The sequence below is a fragment of the Candidatus Methylacidiphilales bacterium genome (assembly GCA_028713655.1).
GTDB lineage: Bacteria > Verrucomicrobiota > Verrucomicrobiia > Methylacidiphilales > JAAUTS01 > JAQTNW01.
Genome location: JAQTNW010000001.1, coordinates 81,621 through 104,801 on the forward strand (window position 1 = coordinate 81,621; position 23,181 = coordinate 104,801).

A 23,181-nucleotide genomic window follows, 5' to 3' on the forward strand; every position below is an offset into this window, starting at 1 on the left:
ACTAAGCGGCTCAAACACGTTGCAGGCGATTTGTGTAAAAGCATCTATTTTACGCTGTTTCCAAGCAGGTTAGGGGGTTTAGCTCAAATTCATTGAATCAGGCGCCCGGTATTTTCGTGTAATAAGTGAGGCCAATTTAAAACAGTGCCTCGGATTGTGAGGATAAAATGAAGCAGCCCGAACACGAAGAAGACCCTCTCGACGTCCAATTGTTGGTTGTTATTACAGAAAATGGGATCACGACCCTTCCCGAATTAATCGAAGCCATCACCCCGGGGATGCAGCCGAAAATCGCGCAGTTGATCCACGACTTGTGCGAGAGTTCCTGCGGCAATTTCAAATCCCCGGGGTATCCCGGCTGGTTTCATACGCTCAACCGCAACGTGCTCAGCCTCTTTATTTCCAAAAACCTTGATGGAAACAAAATTGAACATTTTCAGATTGGCTATGTGCTCGGGTTGATGGCGGCCCTATACCCAGGTTTGAGGACGGACGACCTGCTCGGCGCAAACAAAAAAATGGCGCCGGGTTTGTTAAAACCGTTTGATATCTTCAAGCAAATAACCGGAGTGCTGGACAATCATTATCGGCTGTCGGATTCCGTGGAAAAATCCGGAAAGTATTTTGAAGGCCGCGGGGCCGGGCTAAAAGCGGGCCTGCGATTTGAAAGGCCGCTTCACGACGGGCCCGCAACCTTTGCGCTGCAGGTTATGATCCTGATTTTATGGAGGAGGATCTCCAAAATGTCGTCCATTTCGGAGCTGTACGAATTTCTTGCCGGCGCCCTGCCGCAAAATCTCGCGGGGTGTGAGGTTGGAAGGCTTGCGAAATTTTCCCGCCGCAATGGGATCAAGCCGAGGCAAAGAGCGCCGCAAAACAGAAATTTGGGAGATCGTTTGTGGGCATGCCGGTCATTGGAACAGCCGTTCAAGTCCGAGTGAATTTTACGCGCTATGTTTGGGATTAGGGCGCCCTTACAGGGCTTGATGAGATTTATTATGTCGTGGTTCCCAGGGTGGTTACCCTGGGCTGGTGTTGGGTTGCCCCGTTGGGGCTTTTAGTGCGGGAAGGTTAAACGGATTGCAACGGCAATACCGCTGGTGTTGGATTGCCCCGTTGGGGCGGGCGAGTGTCGTCGTATTATTACATTTCTGAAGCGGCCAATGTCATGTTCTTGCTTTAAACCAAGACCATGAAGCTGGCTTATTGATATGAGCATACCGTTTTCAGCCCCAACGGGGCATCCTAATTTCAGCCCAGGGCAACGCCCTGGGAAAAGCAGGCACACAAAAATAGCCAAGCCCTGAAAGGGCGCTCCAATCCATGTCACAATCCCTCGCGCGATTGCATGTTCATCTCATCTTTAGCACCAAAAACCGTGAACCTGTACTGCATGACACCGTCCGCAATTCTCTGCACCGTTATATGGCAACGATTCTGCAAAATTTTGATTGCCCGCCCGTTCTCATTAATTCAGTTGAGGATCATGTTCACGTTCTCTTTGAGCTTGGCCGTGCGGTTGCGGTCAGTGATGCGGTTAAAGAAGTCAAAAGGGCTTCCTCGAAATGGATTAAAACCCAGGGCGGAGAGTTTGCAGAGTTTGCGTGGCAGGCTGGATATGGGGCGTTTGGAGTTTCAGAATCAAATGTCGTGCCCGTGCGTGAGTACATTGCCCGCCAACGGGAACACCACCATAAAAAAACATTTCAGGAAGAATATCGGGATTTTCTTAAACGGTATCGTGTGGTTTTTGACGAAAGGTATGTTTGGGATTAGGGCGCCCTTACAGGGCTTGATGAGATTTATTATGTCGTGGTTCCCAGGGTGTTTACCCTGGGCTGGTGTTGGGTTGCCCCGTTGGGGCTTTTAGTGCGGGAAGGTTAAACGGATTGCAACGGCAATACCGCTGGTGTTGGGTTGCCCCGTTGGGGCTTGGAGAGCGGGAAGGTTAAACGGATTGCAACGGCAATACCGCTGGTGTTGGGTTGCCCCGTTGGGGCTTTTAGTGCGGGAAGGTTAAACGGATTGCAACGGCAATACCGCTGGTGTTGGGTTGCCCCGTTGGGGCTTGGAGAGCGGGAAGGTTAAACGGATTGCAACGGCAATACCGCTGGTGTTGGGTTGCCCCTTTGGGGCTTTGGGAGCATGACTGGCAAAACCCAAATACAAGGCTGTTAGGCCGCACTTTTGGGGCCGGGGTTAGCCGCGCCCAGCCTGCGTGAACAGGTTCCCGTGGTTTGAAGTTCCTCGCAGTTGCCCTCGATCCGGAGGCGGACCGCGCCGGGCCGGAAGCCGAGCCCCTTGGCCAGCACGCTTTCCCGCACGTCCAGGCAATAGTCCTCGAACTCGACGATCTTGTCGCAATCCAGGCAGATGATGTGGTTGTGGTTTGGATGCGTGGCGTAGTTGGGATCGTAGTAGGTCTGGCCTTTCCCAAGATCCAATTCCCGCAGAAGCCCGCTTTTGACCAGCACCGGAAGGGTGCGGTAGATCGTGGCGCGGGAAACGGAGGAGTCGATGCCCCGGGCGCGGCTCAGCAATTCCTCCGCCGTGTAGTGTTCGGAAGTGTTGAATGCGGCCTCAATGATGGCCTTGCGCTGGGAAGTCAGGCGCAGGCCGTTGCTTTCCATGAAGCCGATAATTTTTTCTTTAATCTCGGGTCCGGGCTCGGTCATGGGATGAACTTAGCATGACCTTGGCGGCTGTGACAAAAGATTTCCGCAGAGGTCAATTCGCAGGGAACTGGCCGTTGGTTTCGCCCGTTGTATCCTTCAAGGTTTTCAGGAATCGTTTCATGGCGGGCGAGAGAACGCGTCCGCTCTTGTAGATGATGCCCAGCGGGCGATGGTAGGGTTTGCCTTTGAATTCAATACAGGAGAGGCTCTTGCCCTTGACTTCCTGCTCGATTGTTGCGCGCGGCACAATTGAAATCCCGGCGTCAATTTCAACGGCGCGTTTGACGGTTTCAATGTTGTCAAATTCCATCACCGGTTTGGGTTCGTATCCGGCTTCGCGGAACATTTTATCAACCGCGCGGCGGGTCGGGATGTCGGGCTCAAAACCGATCAATTTGTAGGGGGCCAGTTCGGTGATCTCGATTTCGCTCTTGCTGCTCAGGGGATGAGTCGGAGCGCAAATGACAACCAGGCGGTCCTTTTTGAACGACTCGGTTTTCAGGTTTTTCTTTTGCGCGGGGAACGCAACCATGCCGAGGTCGCAGGTGCCGGTTTGCACATCTTCGTACACCTGGTTCGAGCGGCGGTATTCGACATGCACGTTGACATTCGGGAATTCCTTGAGGAAGGATTTGAGATACGGGGGCAGCTCGTGCAGTCCAATGCTGTAAACCGTGGCGATGCGGATATTGCCGGAGACAATATTGCGCATTTCGTTGAACTGGTGCTGGAGGGAATCGAATTGGGTGATGATTTCCTTGCTGGCTTGGTAGAGCAAATCGCCTTCCCGGGTGAGGGCAAAGCGTTTGCTGCTGCGTTCGATGAGCGGAATCCGAAAGCGCTCTTCCATCGCTCGAATCTGCTGGCTGACAGCGGACTGGGTGATATTATTGAGTTGCGCGGCTTTGCTGAAACTTTGAGATTCAACCAAGTCACGGAAAACGCGGAAAGATTCTACCTGCATGGATGTAAAATAAGCCGCTCTAATCATTAGTCAAGCTTTTAGGCGAAATAATCTTAACAATACGAATAATAGTGGGAGGAGTCATTAATTTGAAAGAGAGGTTGGAGGTCCTAAAGGGCGAGATTTTAGCTTGTTGTCAGAAGGCTGGCCGGAAATCCACAGAGGTTCGACTGGTACCCGCCTCCAAAGGGGTGGAGAGCGATGACTTAAGGAAAGCTTATGATTTGGGTTTGAAAGTGTTCGGTGAAAACCGGGTGCAGGAGGCGCGTGTGAAACAGCCCCTTTTGCCGCCGGACATCGAATGGCATTTTATCGGGGGGTTGCAGCGGAACAAGGCGAAGGAGGCGGTGCGGCTTTTTGCCCTGATCCACTCGGTGGATTCGGTGGAGCTGGCCCGGGAGCTGGACCGGAGGGCGGGGGAATCGGGGAAAGTGCAGCGGATTTTGATTGAAGTGAACATGGGAGGGGAAGCCTCAAAGCATGGCGTGGAACCCGGGATGGCAGGGCCTTTGGCGGAGGCCGCATGGGCTTGCAAGAATCTGGAACTAAGCGGCTTTATGACCGTGGCGCCCTACGAGGCGGACCTGGAGAAAGTGCGCCCGTATTTTGCCGGGTTGCGCATGCTGCGCGATGAAATGGAGGCGTTTTCCGGCAAAAAACTGCCAGAGCTGTCGATGGGCATGAGCCATGATTACAAAGCCGCGATCGAGGAGGGGGCGACAATCGTGCGCGTGGGCACGGCGTTGTTTGGCGCGCGGGTTGCGGCCGCGCCGTGAAGCGGGAGGGCGGATTTGCCGGGGTTGAGGAGTTGAGGCATGAAAAAAGGCGCCAAATTGGACGGGGATTTTTATCTGCGCGGCGACGTCGTCCGAATTGCCAAGGAATTGTTAGGCAAATCGCTCGTGACGCAGTTTCAAGGGAAGCGGACGTCGGGGATGATTGTTGAGACGGAAGCCTACTGCGGGACCGACGACCGGGCCTGCCATGCGAACAACGGCCGGCGGACGGCGCGCAACGACGTGATGTACGGCCCCGGCGGTCATGCGTATGTGTACCTGTGTTACGGGCTGCACCATTTGTTTAATGTGGTGACCAATCGCGAGGGGCGGGCCGATGCCGTGCTCATCCGGGCTTTGGTACCGCTGGAGAGGATTGATGTGATGCTGCGCCGCCGCAAGATGAAGGAATTGCAACCCCGTCTGGCTTCAGGGCCGGGGGCTCTGACTGAAGCGTTGGGCATACGCGTGAAGCACAACCGGACCGATCTGAGCGGCGCCAGCATTTGGATTGAGGATTGCGGGATTGAATTCGGGAAGAACGAGATTTGGGCCGGACCGCGTGTCGGTGTGTCGTATGCCGGCGAGCATTCCCTCCGGCCCTGGCGTTTTTGCGTGAAGACAAAGGATGGTGTCATAAAATGAAAACCTGAGCGCTGCGGGACTGGGCGATCAAACTCGCGCAGCCCTCAAACTTGATTGCCTTTAAGTCAAAGTTGGAGGCGTAATGAGTCTGATAAGTACACTAACCGCGCCAGGAGAGGGTAAAATTAGGTCATAAAAGATACTTTACATATCTTTTTTAAGTCTTTAATATATCCAGATTATGAATCGATTGTCATCAGAACTTCTCGATCAAGCCTTGCGCCTCACCGCAACAAGGCTCGATCAGCTTGCGGCTCCGCAGGAAGTGCTGGTCGTTTGTGGCGGTTCCGCTTTGCTCGCCCTGGGTCTCGTGGGCCGCACAACGAAGGATGTAGATGTGCTCGCCGGAGTGGATGCCACGGCAGGACTTGTTGATCCGCGACCTCTATCGCCTACGTTGCGTGCCGTCGTTGATGAGGTTGGTTCCCAGCTTGATTTGACACCCGGCTGGCTGAATGCCGGGCCAGCCGACCAAGTGCTTATGGGCTTGCCGGAGGGTTTCCTCTCCCGACTGATCCGTCGTGACTACGGAGCGAAACTCATCATCTACTACCCCGATCGTTTTGATCTCATCCATCTCAAGCTTTTCGCAGTGATTGATCAGGGGCCGGGTCGGCATGTTTCCGACCTCCTTAAGCTCACACCTTCTGACAACGAACTGCTCGCCGCCGCCCGATGGGTGCTCACTCAGGACAGCGGAGAAACCTTTCCGTTGCTCGTCAAAGATGCCCTCAACCAACTTGGATTCTCCCATGTTGCCAGCCAACTTTAATGCGCAGCTCATCGAAAGCCTGATTGACTGGCTATGGCGGTCGTGGAACTCCCTCGGCGTCTCCGGCCACGGCGACCCAGCCCGTACTGACCGGGTGATTGATCCTGAGAGCCTGTTGTTGGCCAGCACGGTATGGGCGCGTTACGACCCCCGCTTGTTTGATGAAATGCTCGATTGGCTTTGCCTGTATGGCTCCCTCATCAACCTCCAGCGCCTTCGCAATCTCCACCGCAACGGTCTGGGAGACAGCGCCGTGCTGTCAGCGGTTGCCGCCGTGGTGCAGGAACATTCACAGCAAACTAAATGGAAAGTTCTCATCGGCAAACATGCACCATCGCAAAAACCCCTCCCGCTCTTTCTCAGCATCAATGGCAAAAATGCCACTTGGGGCAGACCCGATCCGCTCTTTGCCGCGCAGGGCTTTCATCGCGGCAGAATAGAATTGCGCCAGATGAGCCAGGCGCCCTCTCCCCAGCGCGCGCAGAATCTCTGGCTGAAGCTTCGCGGCCTCTTCGGCACCAGTACTCGTGCCGAAATTATGTTGCAACTGCTCAGCAGCGGTCCCGCCACTGCTGGTGAGATTGCCCGTCGCAGCGGCTTCACAGCGCGTTCCATTCTCGTCACCTTGCGGGAGATGGCCCAGTCCGGCCACATTTATGAGCCGCCACGTCCGGCCCGCAACCGTCCGCAACGGGGCCAAGCTCCAGCAGCTCGCACTCGCGGTCCTTCACTCGCCTATGCCTTGCGGCCTGAGGAGTGGTGCTTCCTGCGCACATGGCCAGAGCCTCCCGGTTTCCCAACGCTCAAGTTTTCCGCCCCGTTGTTGCACCTTTGCCAGCATCTGCTACAAAGTCTCGAATCCCAGAAGCCTGAAATGTTCGCCCACATGCAATCCATACTCATCAGCGAAGCCATCTCCGGATCGCTGAAAGACATCCAACGCAATGGCCTTAGCGGTGACTATGGACTGCCCCCGCATCTTCCCGGCGACAGTTTGCTTCCTACCCTTGCCGAACGGCTTCCTGCCGCTATCGCCAGTCTTTAATGCCATAGGACTGGTTGCTGGTGAAGAACAGAGCATCGTGAAAATGGGCGCCATTTTCACATGGCCTAAAAGCCATCAAACGAATCCTCCGCAACGCAAGGTTGCTCCGGGTATGTTCATCGACCCCATTTGGAATCTCGGCCTCGATGTCAATGGTGACCTTAACTTTGGCCCCGAGCTTTGGCACTTGGTGGCACTTTATGACACTGCTTGGCCCAACCGATAGGACCCCCACAGGGGGAATACAGAGATAAGTGGTTGCGGGGGCAGGATTGATCTTTCCGCTGCGCGGAACGCTCTGCCAGATGGCTTCGCAATGGCAGAAAGTCGTTTACACGACTCGCAGTGAACCGAGGTTCAAATCAATGTTAAAATTCGCTGTGCGAAGGGCAATCCCAAAGGATTTTGGGATTGCGGGGGCAGGATTTGAACCTGCTGCCTTCAGGTTATGAGCCTGATAATTTACTCTGTTACTTGACAATCTGGACAAAATCTGGATAATTCTGACATGGCAAAATCAGTCTCTCGAAACGGTGTAAAAATTTTTAAAGATGGCGATGGAAAGGGCACGGAATTCTGGCGCGTACGGCTTGGCAAGAAATTCACAGGTGTTGCCGCTATCCGTAAGAGCTTCCGCACCCAGGCTGAAGCCAACAAGTTTGTTCAGGATCAGGAAGCTCCAAAAATACTGCACGGTTCCTCCTATTTTACCCTGACGCCCAAGCAACTTGCCGATGCTCGGGAAGCCCTGGAAGTTCTCACTGACGAGACCTCATTAGTAGCGGCTGCCGCGTATTGGAAACGGCATGCCCGCCCTGCGGGAGGCATTAAAACGTTTGCTGAAATCAGAACGGAATTCTATCGCAGCCGTGAGGCCAGTGGCTGCAAGAAAACCACCCTTCGGCAGTATAAGTCTTCACTCAACATCATTTGTGAGACCTTTGGAGAAAAGAAGCTCAGTGAATTGAGGCCTGAAACTATTGAGGAATGGTTGGCAGAATCAGAATGGGAACCTAAGACCAGACGCAATTATCTCACGGATATGAATGCAGTCCTAAACTGGGCTGTCAGCCGAAAATATTGTGCAGAAAATCCTGCCGCCTCGATTCCAAAACCAAAACTTACAGACATCACTCCGGGTATACTGACTCCCGAACAGGCAAAGACACTCTTGCAGGCAGCAGCATCGTGCATGCCCGAAATGATTCCCGGCATTGCTCTTGGGCTATTTGCTGGCCTACGCCGATCAGAAATTTGCGCCCTAAATTGGGGTAATATACGTTTCCGCTACGTCATTAAAAACGCTGAGTTCCCCAACGGACAGACTCTGGAAAAACTGCCGTCCACAGGAACGCATTCCGTTGTTTCGTATGGAAGTATTGAAATTTCTGGAGTAGTGGCAAAAAATCGGCAGCGTCGAACCGTTCCGATGTGTCCCAATTTACGGACTTGGCTTATGCCTTTTAGAAAAGAAACAGGCCAAGTAGCACCAGACCTTGATGCGTATGGGGAAAAATTAAAGCATTTGGTGCGGGGAAGGCCTGCAACCCCAAATGACCCCGGAAGGCCTGCTGTGGTTGAGCCGTGGCCGCATAACGCCCTGCGGCATAGCTTTGGGAGTTATCGGTTGGCACTGACCCAGGACCAAAATCTGGTCGCATTGGAAATGGGGAATTCGCCTGCCATGATCCATTCTCATTACAAAGATTTGGTTGAGGAACCCGCCCTGAGTCAGTACTGGGCCATAGTTCCTCCTGCAGGGGCGAAAAGCTCCCGTCGTGGGCAAAAGGCAAGCCAGCCATAAGGGAAACCCGGCTTAGCCGGGGATAGCTTGCCTTTTGCCACGTTATATCCAATCACGACGATACCGTGTTGCCGCAGGCAAGCCCGGTATGGTCGTGGTTATTTTGAGGCAACCCAGACACGATGCCGAGGACGCATAGCGAAGGGCTCGCTTTGGAGCCGCAGCGTAGCGCCGGAGGCTTGGTGTCGGTTGCAGGGGTATCCATGTCCTCTCATTTCTGTGAGGTAACACGCCTCCCTTGACCTGTTCCTCGTTTTTCTCCAATCTAACGAAAAGAAGTAATTACTTTGAGGAATTCGTTCCATTCATTAGTAAGAGCCTCTTAACAGGCATATAATATGAGACTTAGATCATTTCGCGTATGTGGGTTTCGCTGCATCAAGGATTCCGGATGGATCGAAGTTAGGAATTTGGTTGCCCTTGTTGGTCGAAACGAAAGCGGGAAAACTGCCCTCCTGCAATCCTTATTGCTATTGAATAAGGACACTAAAATTCAACCGGAAGACCTTACAGATGGGTTAGAGCCGGATCAATTTGAAGAAAATGAGTTTCCAAATGTAATTGATGCCAAATTTGTTTTTTCCGACCAAGAAAAGGATGAGATCAAAAAAGCATTTCCAGAATTTCCTGCGCTAGCAGAAATTAATATCTACAGGTCACATGACGACGCAAAACCGCAATATGGACAGCTATCGCAAGAATTACCTGATGTTGTTTCTATAAACACGGAAACTGTTGCAGCAATAAAACCGCATATTGAAGCGGCTAAACAGCTTCTTGCTGCACCTACTGCAGATTTGGCTCTATCTACCTCAAAATTGCAAGGAACAGATAGCCAAAAACTGGATGCCTTAAAAAAGGGATTGAAGAGTTTGTCTGAGTTACAAACAAAACCCAATTTAAAATTACAAGAAGATGTGACCTCCGGCCTGACATGGCTACTTTCACTGGAAGGACTTATTCCTGCAACCCTGACAATCATTCAAACTCTATCTGATGGATTAAATTCTCTACATAAGAAGGAAAGGGGTGAAGAAGCGTTCTTCAATTTCATCGAAGCCAAATTTCACCCCAGTTTCGTTTACTTCTCCTCTTACAAAGCAATCCATGGGAATGTCAGGCTCTCAGATTACACCACAGATGTAGCTGATGGGACGACACTCAAATTGGATACAGGAGAATCATTAGATCGCAAAGAGACTGTCGATAACCTTTTTTACCTGGCCGATCTTGATCCCAAAAAATTGTCTGATGTAGCCCCAAGTCCTACGAAGCGAAGTAAATATTTAGGTGATTGCGCAAGAAATCTTACCAAAGAAATTCAGCGTGGATGGATTGGTGAAGGCGCAAAAATTGAATGCGACCTTGACTACAGTGATGATATTTTAACAGTCAAAATTATCAATGTTAACGACGATGGAACTAGAAGCAACCAACAGCTTTTACAAAGACGTAGTGAGGGATTTCGTTGGCAGTTTTCCTTTCAAGTCAACTTCAAAGCAGAAACAAAAAAATCTGCTTTAAAAGAAGCCATTATTCTTTTGGACGAGCCCGGTCTGCATTTGCACCCCGCCCAACAAGAAGGACTTCTCAAAATCATTCAAGAATTGGCGAATGACAACCAAATTATCTACACCACACATTCGCCGTTTATGATTTTTGATTACACAGCAGGCAGCCTGCTGTTGGTTGAGATAGACCGGGCAACCAAGTTGAGTAAAGTTACCTCCGAATTTTGGAATGGGTCAACAGACGCCTTGCTTCCTGTGTTACATTCTTTGGGCGCAAAATTCGTTAGGGGATTGACTGAAAAGAGTGATTTTGCCCAATTATTGCCGCCAGTACTAGTGGTTGAAGGAACGACAGACTACAAATATATCAAGGCCGTAAATTACCTGTTTAAATTGCAACAAGTGGATGGGACTGCGGATCGAAATGTTTTGGATCTAGATATCATTCCTGCAAACGGCTCTTCGGCAATACGTCCAACCGCGTTGTTTCACCAGAGGCTAGGTCATCGCGTGATTGCACTGTTTGATAAAGAGCCAGATGCCGAAAAGCAGGCTGAAGAGTTGAAGAAAGAAGGATTTCCAGCGGAAAATATTGTTTTTATACCGGTCGCCGACCACAAATCTGAGGCTGATATAGAAGATTTATTTCCCGAAGGAGATTATCTTAAGCATCTGAATGAGTTTTATAAAAACACGCTTCTACATGCGCGTTACCAAATTTTAGGAAAAGATGATCTAAAAAAAGTGCGTAATTCGGATGTAAAACTTATACGAACTGTCTTAGCTGTTGAGGCTGCTTGGAAAGTCAAAGGCACACCTCAATGGGGAACGTTTTCAAAAGCGGATGTCTGTGACAAAATTTGCACAGATATTTTGCAAAACAAGTCTTTAACTGAAAATCCGTTGAAGGCCTTTAATGACCTATTCGGACATATCCGCAAGGCTTTAGGACTATCTGTTTTTGAAATCACCTCACCCAAGGACAAGGCAAAATAATGCCTACGTTGAATTGGATTGGCAGAAAAAAGACTGTGTTAAATAGCCTATAAGCCCCAAGGCTGTTTATGTCTCTCATGGCCATTTCTGGATATCTGCAATTACAAATAAACCTCGCGCAACTTTGCTTCGTCTTGAAGGTCTGAGGCAAGCCCGGTGAAAGAGACTGAGCCGTTACGTAGAACGTAAACACGATTTGCGATTTTCAGGACTTCGCGAACTTTCTGCTCTACGATTAATACGGTGACGCCTTGTTCTTGGCTGATTGTTTTAATGTGCTCCAATGCTTCGGAGACCAGTGGCGGGGCTAGTCCCAGCGAAGGCTCATCCAGAAGCAACAGTCGAGGCGAAGTTACAAGTCCGCTGGCCAGGGCGAGCATTTGCTTTTCGCCTCCGGAGAGAGTCCCTGCCCGCTGGTTAAAAAGCTCGCGCAGAGACGGGAACCAAGCAAGTGCCTTCTCCATCCCTTCACTTCTCTCATTTTTGCTTGGTAACGTGTTGCCAGCTACTTCGATATTTTCTTTAACCGTCAGGTCTGTGAAGACGCGATTGCCTTGGGGAACATAGGCAATGCCTTGCAAAAGTAGTTCGCGAGGATTAGGCGACAGTATTGTTTTACCTTCAAAACTAAACTGCCCTCTCCACATTGGAATGATTCCGAAAACTGCTTTTAGCAAAGTAGATTTCCCCGCACCATTGTGACCAATCAATGTGACGATTTCCGCCGTAGCAACTTCCAACGAAATCCCGTTGAGAATTTGTTTCTTCCCATAACCGGCTACCAGGTCCTTGACGCCTAAAATGATATTGTTGCTTTCAGCTGACATAGGCTTCGATGATTTCGGGTAGCTCAAGGACTTCAGACGGCTTTCCTTGGGCGATGATCTTGCCTTCGTCCATGACAATGACATGGTCTGCCAGTTTGCGTACAAAGGCGATGTCGTGCTCAATAAAAATGATTTGCTTACCCATATCGCGAAGCTGGCTGAGTAAATTCAGGATTTTTGAAATCATCTCCGGGTGAACGCCTGCAATCGGTTCATCCAATAGAAGAATTTGTGCATCCGTTGCCAGACAACAGGTCAGAGTTAAAAGCTTTTGCTGCCCGTACGAAAGCTCGCCAGCCAATTCTTCAGCCTTGTCCTTTAGACCCACAAAATCTAGTAGCTTGAAAGCCGCTTCACGGTTAGACTCCTCCTCCTCGGCAACACCGAAGCGAAATAAAGCAGATAGCAATCGTTCACCTTTCTGTTTCGGCCGGGCCAGAAGCACATTCTCCAACACGGAGACTTGGGAAATCAGCCGAAGGTCTTGAAACGTGCGGACAATGCCAAGACGCGCGATCCTGTGCGGGGCCAGCCTGGTTAGATTCTGTTCACCGAGAAAGAATTGACCTGACTCAGCACGAAGAAACCCAGTGAGCACGTTAATGAGGGTTGTTTTCCCCGCGCCGTTTGGTCCTATGATCGCAACGATACCACTCGATGGGAATTCAACGCTGAGCTTTGCCAGCGCTTGAGTTCCGTCAAATGATTTTTTCAAGTTTTCGCAACGCAGAATCATTTGCTAAATCCATATTTTCCGACAAGTCCGCGTGGGCGAAACATCATCATGATGACCAGCAGACTGCCGTAAATTATCTGGCGCAAATTGGCGGCTAAGGCGCTTGGCAATCCAATGAAGCGTAACGCTTCCGGCAACGTAACCAAAATGATCGCCCCGACCAACGGCCCCCACAAACTGCCTGCACCGCCGATGATTACCATTGAGATAATCAGGATGGAATCCATTACCGTGAAACTAGTGGGATCGATGTAAGTGATGTAATGCGCGTAAAGACTGCCAGCAGAAGCTGCCAATGCCGCACATACCGCAAAGGCAGTGACTTTGAAGTAGAGCGTGTTCTTGCCATGTGCTTGGGCGAAAACTTCATCCTGCCGAATAGCGTGAAGCACCCGGCCAAACGGACTGCTCGTGATGCGCCAAACAATAAAATAGGCAATGAATGCAAAGGCAACAGACAGAATCAGGAAGTCCAGATGTGAAGTTACATGCCAGCCGAAGATAACCGGTTGTGGGATACCCGGAATGCCTAGTGGCCCGTGCGTCACATTCATCCAGTTGTTAAAAATACTGAAAAGAATCATCTGAAACCCGAACGTCGCGATGACGAAATAATCGTCATGTAACCGCAATGAAGGCAGCGAAACAATGAGTGAAATCAGAACCGCTACCGCCATACCTGCCAGAACTCCAACCAAGAATGGGGCTGCAAGTTGTACAGCAAGCAATGCTGAAGTGTACGCTCCCAAACCGTAAAAAGCTGCCTGAGAAAGAGAAAGCAGCCCGGAGTTTCCTGCCAAAAGATCGAGCGAAATGGCCAGCACAGTGAAGATGGAGGCAAGGACAAGAATGTGAAGGAGGTAATCCATTAACAAGGTTTCCTTGCCATTTTAGGAGTTGCCTTGCTTTCGTGCAACAACGACTAGGTATTTCCAATCTAATACTTTTGGATAAATTAATTCAACGTTATGGCCAAACTTTGTCGAGGAAAGCCATGTCTGAACGTCATGTTGATCAAATAGTGAATACTCTAAAGTGGAACGGGAAATGACGGCTCTTGGCTCAGGCGCCATACGCTTAATCCGATAGTTAACATGTTGTTTGCCCTTAGTATAACAATACGAACAGAAATCTTCCAACGCCAACCTCTCTCCGGCTTGCTCGAATTCCCCCAACCATCGCCATATCTCGGCAGGACGTCCGGTTTCATACAGACGGTTTTGTGAGTCCCGTTCCCAGAATCGCATATCAAAGCAGAAAACTCCATTTGGAGTTAATATATTATAGATTTGTGTAAACACTGCAGGAATATCAATGGGTTCCAGGTGAGGTAATGCGTGCCCCAAAATAAAGACAAAATCAAATTTTTTTACTCCAAAACTGCTAAACTCTTGCCATTGGCATGGAGCATGAAGATTATCTTTGTTAATGTTTGGATCGTTTAAAGCGATCTCCATCATTTTGTGCGAACCATCGACTCCGGTGGCATCAACTTTCGCTTCGTTTAGCAGCATTTTTAGCACGTCACCTGTACCACAAGCCGCATCAAGAATCTTTGGATTTTCGGTCTGGTTGAAACGTCTTAGAAGCTCCTTAATAAGCATAAACTGCTTTGAAAAGTGATCCCTTCCTCCAGCCAGTTTTCGATAATACACAGCTATTTCTGCATAGGCATCGTCGTTACGCATGGGAATACTAAATTGTTGCTTGTCTTAGACTGTGTCCCCAGAGGCCACAAGGGCGCACAAGGAGAAAGAACACAAGTATTACAAAAACGACCGCATCCTGCCACGCTAGCGGAAGCCAGATAGCGCACATGTTCTGGGCAACTCCGACAATGATTCCTCCTGCCGCCGCCCCCAATATACTTGTCCGCCCACCAACAATCATCGCAACCACTCCGTTGAGGAGGAGTTTCATTCCCATCGTCGGAACAATGTCTTGGTCCAACGCTAATAGAATTCCCGCCAAACCAGCGAGTCCTGAACCTACAGCCATTACGATGTATCGTACGTTTTCTACTCTCATGCCACAGAGGATTGCAAGGTGTTTGTCATTTGCAAGGGCTCGGACATGTCTTCCAAATCGAGTCAGCTCTAGCCATAATGCCATCGTCACTACCATCAGAGCGGTGAGTAGTAGAATTGCAATCTGATTTGCCGTAATTCTCGCTTCGAATACCTGGAACCCAGTGCTGATTTTGCCTGAACTAAGGGTTTTTAAATCGTCTCCGAACATCATAGAAATCAAATTTTGACCGATGAGATAAGCTCCTATCGAAGCAAGCAAAAGGACGAGCGCCGAGCCGTTGCGCTTCATCACTGGATGGATTATGCAAATATCAAGCAGTACGCCGAGTGTTCCTGCGGTACATACACCGACAAAAGCAGCGATTAAGATTGGCGAGCCAATTCGGCAGAGAGCAAACATAACGTAAGCCCCGGCAGAACATGCCAAACCATGAGTAAAATGAAAAAAACCTTGAGCTTGGTAAATCAGTGAAAAACCGATGCCTACTAGAGCATAGATGCTGCCAGCAATAAGCGCATTTACACAGAGTTGGCTAAACATGAGGCTTCCTCTGTAGTCGGTAACTCTGTTTTGCTGAGAGCTTCATCATCTCTCCAATGGCCTACCACACGGTACAGAGGATGAAGCAAGCGCGGCACTTTCTCCCAAAGAATCTCCTGGCACTCTGCTTCCAATTCATTTACCGCTTCCTGTGTGAGTCCCCCAGGTGTGGCTGGTTCATACTGTAGCGACATTGACCACTCATTCATCGGAGGCAAAGGATTCACCCCTGGAACTACAGTACCCCTGTCGAGTCTAAATCCGACCAAGTCAGCCGTGTCTACAAGCTCTTGATTGGCCAACAAGAACGCAACGGTTGCATCTGCGTCATCTTTTGTTGTGCCGGGATGACCAACCATACAGAATAGATGAACTTTGATCCCAGTGCGTGCGCATGCCTTGAGAATACGCATGGGATTTCCAGAATCGTTTTTTCCGAAAAGAACTCTCGAAGCGGTTGGAGCTTGTTCGAGGCCAAAATATAATTTCCGCAAACCTCCAGCATAAGCACGCTCCAAAAACCCTGTGTCTTCCCAAGCTGGCTCAAGCCGCGCGTAACCTTCCCACTCAATATTTACATTTGACTGAATCAACGATTTTGAAAGCTCTTTTGCCTTACTAGGCGCAACGGCTTCATCAACAAATTTTATGCACCCAACGCCTGTTTTAGAACGCATTTCTTCGAGTTGACTGACGATGAAATCAGCAGGAGATGAACCCGCATATCCCGTTTTTGACCATCCTGCTGGTATGGCGCAGAAGTGACATTTCCCCCAATAACAACCCCGTGTGGAAACGTATGGGATAGCGGGAACACCGATGTAGTTGTCAAGCGCAATGCCGTCGAATGACGGAATAGCCCAAGACTCGTAAGGGACATTCTCGGTTGAAATAACGTGTGGTAAAACCTCCCGGGCCTTAACTGAACCAAGCTCGGCGACGGTTTGCGTCGTTTGCCTAATAGCCAAATCGCCCTGATAGAGTACAACTTGATCGACGAGTGTACACAAAAACGGAAATGCACTTGTATCTCTTAGGCGTGTGATGATGTTCCCTCCAAGAACGAGGAATGTATCTGGGAATTCCTCCCGGATGAGTTCCAGCAACTCCAACGCGGGCAACAGTTGTTCTTGCGACGAGACGGTTATTCCAATCAATGCTGGCTTTTCGGCAGCAAGCCTAGGTAGAACTCGATCTCGATAAAATCGAGAATATGGAGAGTTGTTGCGCAAGAGCACAATTGCATCTGCGAGTGGCAGGGACCGAAAATGGCCGAAGGAAAATCCTGAAAGTAGGCCGGAAGTCTTTGGTTCTACCATGTGCCCAGAAAGGTTAATAAACTGATCTTCCCACTTAAAATAAAGACTATCGAGTGCTGCGTAATCAGACAGTCTGCATGCCTGAACAATTTCATTTCTGCTGGGCGGCGTGGTAAAATTCCTCACAAACTCCTGAGTTAAGTCCCAAACAGAACACTCCAAACCAAGCGTCTGTATCCCACCGGACAATAAAGGAAGAGCCAAATGCGGGCCATATACGCACGAGGTCCAATTCGGAGGAAATATTAAAACTGCCGAGCGTAAATTCATGCAGGGGTCCTTTCCGCTCTATCCCAGATGTCCTGCAACTCCTTCATCTCCTTGTTTATTTCCTCGTCTGTTAGGAAGACAATTCCACTAAGGTTGTTAACCTTATCCCTGTAAAACGCAATGCCGAACAAACTTCCTCCAACAGGCTCCATATTAACTAAGAAAACGTCTTCGTATTCATACTGATCCGCTGGTTGATCATCATAAACACAGTAAACACCTTTAGTTTCGGAGCCGCACACAAATCCCGATTGAGGAATAACCGCATCGTGATATTCGTCATTAAAGTGTTCTCCAAGACTTACCCATTGAGGGTAGTGGTGTTGGTGAGCGCAATTGCATTTACCGATAAGGTATAAAGGGTACGTAGCGTGGGCCGCCTTCAATCTAATAGCCTCATTCACTTCGCTTAGTAATTTAGGACACCTTCCGTTAAATGATATCTTTGCCGCATCATTGACTGTCAACACAGCACTATTGTTTATGTTGTAAAGAAACTCGCGCTTAGTTTCACCATTATCACCACACGAAACTATTCGCCGCATTTGTATTATTTTTTTTTGATCCCGTTTATCTTTAAGGCGAAGTTTCTGAACACTCTGTTTATATTCTTCCCACCAAGGGTATGAATGGGCATAGACGAAGAGAGTTCCATCATTTCTTGAGGAGACGCTTTCCGACAAGTTATACCATCGCCTTATGGGCTTGCATAAGTGGGTCCATACACGAATAGTTCCTGGATGTCTGGGATTACAGGCAGTAACTATTTCTAAAATACTTTTAACACATTCGGCGTAAACCTCGAAATTCGCTGGAAGAAGAAGGCGTCTCGAAGAGGGGTTAATTTGTTCAGGCAGTTGACGTAAGTAGTTTTGTAAAACTTGGGCAGCAAGATGCAATTCTTCAATCAGATTGTTCTGTTTGGAATCAGCTTCTACGACAAGCTTGTTCCACGCATAAATAACTGCCGCGTAACCCGATATGATTTTCTGAAAGTCTGTAGATAGCTGTCCAGTCGCCAGCTTGTTTGCCAATTCCGAAAAAGCAAGACGCAGTGGCTCATAATGTGGGAATTGACGAAGCTTTTGTTCCTGCTGGATACCAAGAGTTATGCCCGACTTAATGCCCTCCTCGTGACCAGTGGTTGAGCCTGCTGCTTGGCCTCTTTTGAAACCTACATTATCACCAGACCGATATGCACTTCGGGAAAACAAAATTACTGCTACCGTCCCGATAATAAAGAATATCCCGGTGAGACAAATATGTTCTTTGTCTGAAATAGCTAAAGCTAGCGATTTGCCTATGTAAGTAACAGCTTCTGATGCGTAGTGAATGGTTGCAGCCCATGTTGCAAACACTACCAGAAGCCCTAGGAGAAGAGTAAACCATCGCGGCAGGCCCAGCAATTTTAGTTTTGGTGGTTCCATTCTATATCGGCATCTAATAGAGAAATGTCACAATGGGTGGTATTAGTCGCAATAGTTAAATCGCTAATCAAAGCTCTCGTGCTGCTTGCGGACGGCGTTTTCGCGGCGATGCCTGCAGCTTTATCTGTGCGACCTCAATTGAGTTATTCAGTGGATACCTCAGCCTAGATGAGTTGGTCGTAATATCGCTTTTTGCCGGAGCCTTCTTCATGCTCATAATATGTGCTTTCATGTGATAAGTGGGTTATTTTTTCAATACGACGGGAACAAATTTGCCATTCTCAACGCGATAGATTGTATATGGTTTAAATACGTCTCCGTTGGAATCAAATTTAGTTAGGCCGGTCGGTCCTTCATACTGCGTATTCAGCAATGCCTTTTGTATTGCCGGTCCGTCAATCTGGCCTGAAATACTGTTGATAGCCTTCGCTAAAACCTGAGTCGCATCGTAGAAGAGACCGGAGTAAATACCTGGTTCTTCATCGTAACGAGCCTGGTATGTTTCTATGAATTTTTTAACTGCTGGATTCGTGTTAGGATCGCCCCAGCCAACCGTAACCCAATACGAGCCATCCGCCGCGTCACCAGATGTCTCCAATAATTGCGGATCATAGCCGCCGTCCGTTCCAATCACTATACTGGAAATAGCAAGCTCTTTTGATTGTCGCAGGATTGCGCCGCCTTCGGGATAATGAACCGCTGCAAATATGAAGGCAGGAGAGGACGCCCGCACTTTAGTTAACTGTGCGCGCACATCCGTTGTATCTGCTGGTACAGCCTCCACGCCAACGACTGTACCGCCTAAATCCTTGTACGCTTTTACAAAGGCGTCGCGAAGTGTCACTCCGTAGTCTGCGTTCCGATAAAGAACGAAGCTGCTTTTCAAGCCCAGCTTATTGAAGGCAAAATCAGCGATTGTACGTGCTTGCTCAAGGTTTTTTGGGCAAGTACGAAAAATGTACTCTCCCGCGTCTGTTATGTTGTCGCTAGTAGCGCTGCCGGTTAAGAGAACTACCCGCTGACGATTGGCTTCGGGAGCACAGGCCAGAACAATTCCGGAATAGAAGGGACCGAGTACTGCTTGAACTTTGTCAACTGAGGCAAGCTTTTGAAAGGCTAACAGACCATCCTTGGGATTTCCTTTGTCATCTTCATAAATGACAGTGAGCTTTTTGCCGTGAACTCCGCCTTGTATGTTGATTTCATCAACCGCCATGTCTATGGCAGTTTTTGCTGCCTTGCCATAATTTGCTCCCTCGCCCGAAAACGGTGAAATCGCCCCGATACGAATTACCTTGTTACTTAACTGATCGGTCTTGGTTTTGCATGAAACAAAACCGAGTGCAAGGACTCCGAATAGGCCCGCCAAAACGAAACATAATTTGATCCGCATTTTCACACCTTTGGTTGTGGTGGGTGAGTCTCTTTAGTTAATTTACATTAGATAAGATGATTTGGCTGTAAAGAGGGAAACGTTGGTGCTCACAATCGCACGAGCAAGGCCCCTGATATTAACGACTTGGCGAAATGGATTTTAGAAGCCAGTCTGATGCGGATGCGTTTTTACAAATCAAGGTTTCTTCCCCGAAAGTAGGGTATGTCTTCAAAGTTTTTTACAAACGCAGAAGGCAATACACTGCTCCAAAAAATCCAAGGGGTTTTTGAGCACAAAAAAGTCCACTTTCTGGATGTCCTTGTGGGTTTCCTTCATGCCTCGGGTTACTTCCGGGTTCGCCCCTTTATAGCCAAAGCGCAAAAGATACGCCTCCTTGTTGGCATTTCCGTTGACCACCTGATTGCAGAAGCAACCACGCAGGGACTTCAACTCACTGCCAGCGACGATCAAATTCGCGGGGAACTGCTCAAGGCACTGATTGAGGATGTTCAAAAAGCCGATTACAAACCAGAGATTGAACAGGGAATGGTTGGATTGCTTGAAGATATTTCAAGCGAAAAAGTCCAGCTTCGCGTTCACCCCAATAGAAATCTTCACGCTAAAATTTACATTTTCCGGGAAGAGCACAAGCACGCACACGGCTATGGAGCAGTAATTACAGGCTCCAGCAATTTAACGGCTGCCGGCCTGGAAAAGAATTTTGAATTCAACGTTGAGCTTCGTGATGACGAAGAAATCGAATTCGCGGCCAACACCTTTGAAAAACTTTGGGGTGAAGGCGTTCCCGTCACCTCTGCATTTGCCCAGGAATTAAAGCAACAGACTTACCTCAACGACGCATTCACACCCTTTGATCTTTACGTGAAGTTTCTCTTGGAATATTTCGGATCAGCTATCGAATTTGACCCTGATTCCATTCTGGATTTACCCAAGGGTTTCAAAAAGCTTTCTTATCAGGTGGATGCAGTCAACGACGGTTTCACCAAACTGCAACAGCACAATGGCTTTTTCTTGGCTGACGTGGTGGGGCTTGGAAAAACCATTATTGCCACCCTGATTGCCCGCAAATTTTATTACAGCAATGGCTTCCCATCCTATCAATCACATACGCTTATTGTGGTTCCTCCCGCCTTGGAAGAAGGGTGGCGACAGACGGTGGACAAATTCAATCTGAACAACGTTCATTTTGAAACGGTTGGCAGCCTTCACAAGATCACGAATGCCCGCAAGTATGATCTTATCTTAGTGGATGAAGCACATAAATTCCGTTCCGACACGGCGGATATGTATCGCGAACTCCAACGCATTTGTAAAACACCGACCCGGCAGGGTTTGGATAAAAAAGTCATTTTGATTTCGGCCACACCTCTCAACAATAGGCCGCAGGATATTGCCAATCTGGTTTACCTTTTTCAGGACAGCAAAGATTCCACTTTGGACGTGGCCAATTTGCAGCATTTCTTCGCTCCCTTAATCAAAGAATACGAACGTTTGAAGCGGGATGGAACTCCCAAAGAAGTGCAAGAAGGCGTCCGCAAAATTTACGAAAGCATCCGCGAAACGGTCATCGTCCCCTTGACTGTCAGACGCACCCGCAAAGACATTGAAGCACATCCCATATACCGGGATGATATAAAACGACAGGGCATCAGCTTCCCTAAAGTCCGTCCTCCACACCGGATTTACTACCCCTTGGATGTCAAGTTGGAGGAATTATATGACCGGACATTTCAAGCCATCAGTGGAGTCAACGGCGGTTTGACCTATTACCGTTATCAAGCCATTGCCTACCTCAAGCCAGAAAAACGGGCGCGGTATCAGTCTGCTCTTTTAATCTCCCAACAACTGGCCCGCATCATGAAAACGATGCTAATCAAGCGGTTGGATTCCAGCTTCCATGCCTTCCGCTCCAGCTTAAAACGGTTCCAGGATGCCACGCAAGTTATGGTCAACATGTTTGACAAGGGTGCGGTTTACATTGCTCCTAATCTGCCCGTGAATGAATTTCTGTTGGAAGACAAGGAAGACGAACTTATCAAATTGATAGAAGAAGCCTCGTTGACCGACCCAACCATACAGGTTGTTCAACCCTCGGATTTTGAAGACGCTTTTCTCCCCGGTTTAAAAGCGGATTTGCAGCTCTTGAGTGATCTCTATGCCGAATGGGAAGCCGTTGATTCTGACCCCAAACTGGACGCCTTTTTACTGTGCCTGAAAGACGATTTGCGCCAAAAAACAATCAATCCCTCGGGCAAGTTGATCGTCTTCTCCGAATCCAAGGAAACGTCTGAATACCTCGCCAAGCAACTGGAAGAACGGGGCTTTGGCAAGCTGCTCAATGTTTCCAGTCATAACCGTAAAGAACGGCTGCCGCTCGTTAAAGCCAATTTTGACGCCAATCTATCTCTTGACCAACAGGCCAATGACTATGACATCCTTATCTCCACCGAAGTTTTGGCTGAAGGCATCAATCTGCACAGGGCCAATGTCATCATTAATTATGACACCCCCTGGAACTCCACCCGGTTGATGCAACGCATTGGGCGGGTAAACCGTATTGGAACTACGGCAGATGCCATTCACATCTTTAACTTTTTCCCCACCGCCAAAGTGGAAGAAGACATTGAATTGGAGCGTAAAGCCAAACTCAAACTTCATGCCTTCCACGTTGCTTTGGGCGAAGATAGCCAGATTTATTCAGAAGAAGAGGCTCCGGCCACATTCGGACTGTTCGATAAACTGCTGGAAGAAGAACAAGATCGGCGCTTGGACTATCTTATGTGGCTGCGCGAATTCCGCGAAAAGAACCCCAACCGTTTCAAACAAGTCAAAAACCTTCCGCGCCGCGCCCGCACCGGGAGGCAGCACAAAGGCTTTGTGGGCTCCTCCTATGTTTACGTTCGTTCCCAGCGTCGGGATGGCTTTTATTTCGTTTCACCGGATGAAACGGTCCAAGAGGCCACCTTTCTGGCCATGGCGGATGCGCTCAAAGCTACCCCCGAAGAGGTTTCCCATCCCTTACCCCCGGAACATCACCTGCATGTCAGCTCATCGGTGGAACATTTCCACTCCACCTGGCAGCAACAAATGGCCTTGGATAAAAAGGTCGAAGTACAGCCGGGGCCTACAGAAAGTAATGCCCTGTATTTCCTCAGTGCTTTGTTGCGCTTCCCATTGAGCAGCCCTGTGGAACAGCAACAATTTGCAGCAGCTCAAACCGCAATTAAAGCGGGGCGATTCCAGAATCTGGCCCGTGACCTAAACAAATTGCGCAAAAGCAACGACAAAGCCCCGGTTGCCATGGCCTTGCTCATCGAAAAGGCTTACAAACTGTGCCAAGGGTTCCCCTTGTTGGAAGAGGTGGAAGTAACTCCATCTACTCCCTCCCACCCTGCGGCGGTAGCTCAACCCCCTGAAATCATTCTTTCTGAATCCTTTGTTGGTTAA

Annotated in this window: 20 protein-coding genes; 9 read left to right on the forward strand and 11 right to left on the reverse strand. The window is 49.1% G+C overall.

From position 1 onward, the window contains the following. Positions 1-167: 167 nt before the first annotated feature. On the forward strand, positions 168-941 hold the full coding sequence (locus PHD76_00425) for a hypothetical protein (protein ID MDD5260290.1): 774 nt from the start codon (positions 168-170) through the stop codon (positions 939-941). Positions 942-1,323: 382 nt separating this feature from the next. Next, complete coding sequence (gene tnpA / locus PHD76_00430) at positions 1,324-1,776, forward strand: IS200/IS605 family transposase (GenBank protein MDD5260291.1); 453 nt, start codon at positions 1,324-1,326, stop codon at positions 1,774-1,776. A 398-nt stretch (positions 1,777-2,174) separates the two neighbouring features. On the opposite strand, the gene PHD76_00435 is transcribed toward tnpA, so the two are convergent. Next, positions 2,175-2,675 carry a transcriptional repressor gene (locus tag PHD76_00435; protein ID MDD5260292.1) on the reverse strand — a complete coding sequence of 167 codons (501 nt, stop codon included), beginning with the start codon at positions 2,673-2,675 and terminating at the stop codon, positions 2,175-2,177. Positions 2,676-2,727: 52 nt separating this feature from the next. After that, positions 2,728-3,639, reverse strand: a complete 912-nt coding sequence (locus PHD76_00440) for a LysR family transcriptional regulator (protein ID MDD5260293.1) — start codon at positions 3,637-3,639, stop codon at positions 2,728-2,730. A gap of 71 nt (positions 3,640-3,710) precedes the next feature. Between PHD76_00440 and PHD76_00445 the strand changes: the two genes are divergently transcribed. The 5 genes from PHD76_00445 to PHD76_00465 all read left to right on the forward strand — a co-directional run bounded on the left by PHD76_00445 (position 3,711) and on the right by PHD76_00465 (position 8,681). After that, the gene (locus tag PHD76_00445; GenBank protein ID MDD5260294.1) at positions 3,711-4,415 is read left to right on the forward strand and encodes a YggS family pyridoxal phosphate-dependent enzyme; all 705 of its coding nucleotides are present in this window, start codon (positions 3,711-3,713) and stop codon (positions 4,413-4,415) included. A 39-nt stretch (positions 4,416-4,454) separates the two neighbouring features. After that, positions 4,455-5,060: a DNA-3-methyladenine glycosylase gene (locus tag PHD76_00450; protein MDD5260295.1), complete on the forward strand. Its 606-nt coding sequence runs from the start codon at positions 4,455-4,457 to the stop codon at positions 5,058-5,060. Between the two features lie 181 nt (positions 5,061-5,241). Continuing rightward, on the forward strand, positions 5,242-5,832 hold the full coding sequence (locus tag PHD76_00455) for a hypothetical protein (GenBank protein MDD5260296.1): 591 nt from the start codon (positions 5,242-5,244) through the stop codon (positions 5,830-5,832). Further along, the gene (locus PHD76_00460; protein ID MDD5260297.1) at positions 5,813-6,877 is read left to right on the forward strand and encodes a helix-turn-helix transcriptional regulator; all 1,065 of its coding nucleotides are present in this window, start codon (positions 5,813-5,815) and stop codon (positions 6,875-6,877) included. The genes PHD76_00455 and PHD76_00460 overlap by 20 nt, the downstream gene beginning before the upstream one ends. A 508-nt stretch (positions 6,878-7,385) precedes the next feature. Beyond that, the gene (locus PHD76_00465; protein MDD5260298.1) at positions 7,386-8,681 is read left to right on the forward strand and encodes a phage integrase N-terminal SAM-like domain-containing protein; all 1,296 of its coding nucleotides are present in this window, start codon (positions 7,386-7,388) and stop codon (positions 8,679-8,681) included. A 52-nt stretch (positions 8,682-8,733) separates the two neighbouring features. Here the strand turns inward: PHD76_00465 and PHD76_00470 are convergent, their stop codons facing one another. Next, positions 8,734-8,886, reverse strand: coding sequence for a hypothetical protein (locus tag PHD76_00470; GenBank protein ID MDD5260299.1), 153 nt, complete (start codon positions 8,884-8,886; stop codon positions 8,734-8,736). A gap of 133 nt (positions 8,887-9,019) precedes the next feature. On the opposite strand from PHD76_00470, the gene PHD76_00475 reads away from it, so the two are divergent. Next, on the forward strand, positions 9,020-11,188 hold the full coding sequence (locus PHD76_00475; GenBank protein ID MDD5260300.1) for an AAA family ATPase: 2,169 nt from the start codon (positions 9,020-9,022) through the stop codon (positions 11,186-11,188). 101 nt (positions 11,189-11,289) lie between these two features. Here the strand turns inward: PHD76_00475 and PHD76_00480 are convergent, their stop codons facing one another. From PHD76_00480 to PHD76_00515, 8 genes are all read right to left on the reverse strand, one after another. Then, positions 11,290-12,015 carry an ABC transporter ATP-binding protein gene (locus tag PHD76_00480; GenBank protein MDD5260301.1) on the reverse strand — a complete coding sequence of 242 codons (726 nt, stop codon included), beginning with the start codon at positions 12,013-12,015 and terminating at the stop codon, positions 11,290-11,292. Further along, complete coding sequence (locus tag PHD76_00485; GenBank protein MDD5260302.1) at positions 12,005-12,751, reverse strand: ABC transporter ATP-binding protein; 747 nt, start codon at positions 12,749-12,751, stop codon at positions 12,005-12,007. Before PHD76_00485 ends, PHD76_00480 begins: the two co-directional genes overlap by 11 nt. Next, on the reverse strand, positions 12,748-13,620 hold the full coding sequence (locus PHD76_00490; protein ID MDD5260303.1) for a branched-chain amino acid ABC transporter permease: 873 nt from the start codon (positions 13,618-13,620) through the stop codon (positions 12,748-12,750). Before PHD76_00490 ends, PHD76_00485 begins: the two co-directional genes overlap by 4 nt. A gap of 21 nt (positions 13,621-13,641) precedes the next feature. After that, positions 13,642-14,439: a class I SAM-dependent methyltransferase gene (locus PHD76_00495; protein ID MDD5260304.1), complete on the reverse strand. Its 798-nt coding sequence runs from the start codon at positions 14,437-14,439 to the stop codon at positions 13,642-13,644. Positions 14,440-14,446: 7 nt separating this feature from the next. Beyond that, positions 14,447-15,322, reverse strand: coding sequence for a branched-chain amino acid ABC transporter permease (locus PHD76_00500; GenBank protein MDD5260305.1), 876 nt, complete (start codon positions 15,320-15,322; stop codon positions 14,447-14,449). Beyond that, positions 15,301-16,911 (reverse strand): radical SAM protein, encoded by a 1,611-nt coding sequence (locus PHD76_00505; protein ID MDD5260306.1) that lies wholly within the window; start codon positions 16,909-16,911, stop codon positions 15,301-15,303. The genes PHD76_00500 and PHD76_00505 overlap by 22 nt, the downstream gene beginning before the upstream one ends. Then, positions 16,908-18,338, reverse strand: a complete 1,431-nt coding sequence (locus tag PHD76_00510) for a hypothetical protein (GenBank protein MDD5260307.1) — start codon at positions 18,336-18,338, stop codon at positions 16,908-16,910. The genes PHD76_00505 and PHD76_00510 overlap by 4 nt, the downstream gene beginning before the upstream one ends. 244 nt (positions 18,339-18,582) lie before the next feature. Beyond that, the gene (locus PHD76_00515; protein ID MDD5260308.1) at positions 18,583-19,731 is read right to left on the reverse strand and encodes a penicillin-binding protein activator; all 1,149 of its coding nucleotides are present in this window, start codon (positions 19,729-19,731) and stop codon (positions 18,583-18,585) included. 204 nt (positions 19,732-19,935) lie between these two features. Here PHD76_00515 and PHD76_00520 point away from each other — a divergent pair, with 204 nt between their 5' ends. Next, positions 19,936-23,181 (forward strand): helicase-related protein, encoded by a 3,246-nt coding sequence (locus tag PHD76_00520; protein ID MDD5260309.1) that lies wholly within the window; start codon positions 19,936-19,938, stop codon positions 23,179-23,181.

Excerpts from the sequence above, each read along its gene's own strand:
- PHD76_00455 (MDD5260296.1), top strand. The coding sequence starts at position 5,242 with ATGAATCGATTGTCATCAGAACTTCTCGATCAAGCCTTGCGCCTCACC.
- PHD76_00480 (MDD5260301.1), bottom strand. The coding sequence starts at position 12,015 with ATGTCAGCTGAAAGCAACAATATCATTTTAGGCGTCAAGGACCTGGTA.
- PHD76_00490 (MDD5260303.1), bottom strand. The coding sequence starts at position 13,620 with ATGGATTACCTCCTTCACATTCTTGTCCTTGCCTCCATCTTCACTGTG.
- PHD76_00470 (MDD5260299.1), bottom strand. The coding sequence starts at position 8,886 with ATGGATACCCCTGCAACCGACACCAAGCCTCCGGCGCTACGCTGCGGC.
- PHD76_00435 (MDD5260292.1), bottom strand. The coding sequence starts at position 2,675 with ATGACCGAGCCCGGACCCGAGATTAAAGAAAAAATTATCGGCTTCATG.
- PHD76_00465 (MDD5260298.1), top strand. The coding sequence starts at position 7,386 with ATGGCAAAATCAGTCTCTCGAAACGGTGTAAAAATTTTTAAAGATGGC.
- PHD76_00450 (MDD5260295.1), top strand. The coding sequence starts at position 4,455 with ATGAAAAAAGGCGCCAAATTGGACGGGGATTTTTATCTGCGCGGCGAC.
- PHD76_00475 (MDD5260300.1), top strand. The coding sequence starts at position 9,020 with ATGAGACTTAGATCATTTCGCGTATGTGGGTTTCGCTGCATCAAGGAT.
- PHD76_00500 (MDD5260305.1), bottom strand. The coding sequence starts at position 15,322 with ATGTTTAGCCAACTCTGTGTAAATGCGCTTATTGCTGGCAGCATCTAT.
- PHD76_00460 (MDD5260297.1), top strand. The coding sequence starts at position 5,813 with ATGTTGCCAGCCAACTTTAATGCGCAGCTCATCGAAAGCCTGATTGAC.
- PHD76_00425 (MDD5260290.1), top strand. The coding sequence starts at position 168 with ATGAAGCAGCCCGAACACGAAGAAGACCCTCTCGACGTCCAATTGTTG.
- PHD76_00515 (MDD5260308.1), bottom strand. The coding sequence starts at position 19,731 with ATGCGGATCAAATTATGTTTCGTTTTGGCGGGCCTATTCGGAGTCCTT.
- PHD76_00495 (MDD5260304.1), bottom strand. The coding sequence starts at position 14,439 with ATGCGTAACGACGATGCCTATGCAGAAATAGCTGTGTATTATCGAAAA.
- PHD76_00505 (MDD5260306.1), bottom strand. The coding sequence starts at position 16,911 with ATGAATTTACGCTCGGCAGTTTTAATATTTCCTCCGAATTGGACCTCG.
- tnpA (MDD5260291.1), top strand. The coding sequence starts at position 1,324 with ATGTCACAATCCCTCGCGCGATTGCATGTTCATCTCATCTTTAGCACC.
- PHD76_00485 (MDD5260302.1), bottom strand. The coding sequence starts at position 12,751 with ATGATTCTGCGTTGCGAAAACTTGAAAAAATCATTTGACGGAACTCAA.
- PHD76_00510 (MDD5260307.1), bottom strand. The coding sequence starts at position 18,338 with ATGGAACCACCAAAACTAAAATTGCTGGGCCTGCCGCGATGGTTTACT.
- PHD76_00520 (MDD5260309.1), top strand. The coding sequence starts at position 19,936 with ATGTCTTCAAAGTTTTTTACAAACGCAGAAGGCAATACACTGCTCCAA.
- PHD76_00440 (MDD5260293.1), bottom strand. The coding sequence starts at position 3,639 with ATGCAGGTAGAATCTTTCCGCGTTTTCCGTGACTTGGTTGAATCTCAA.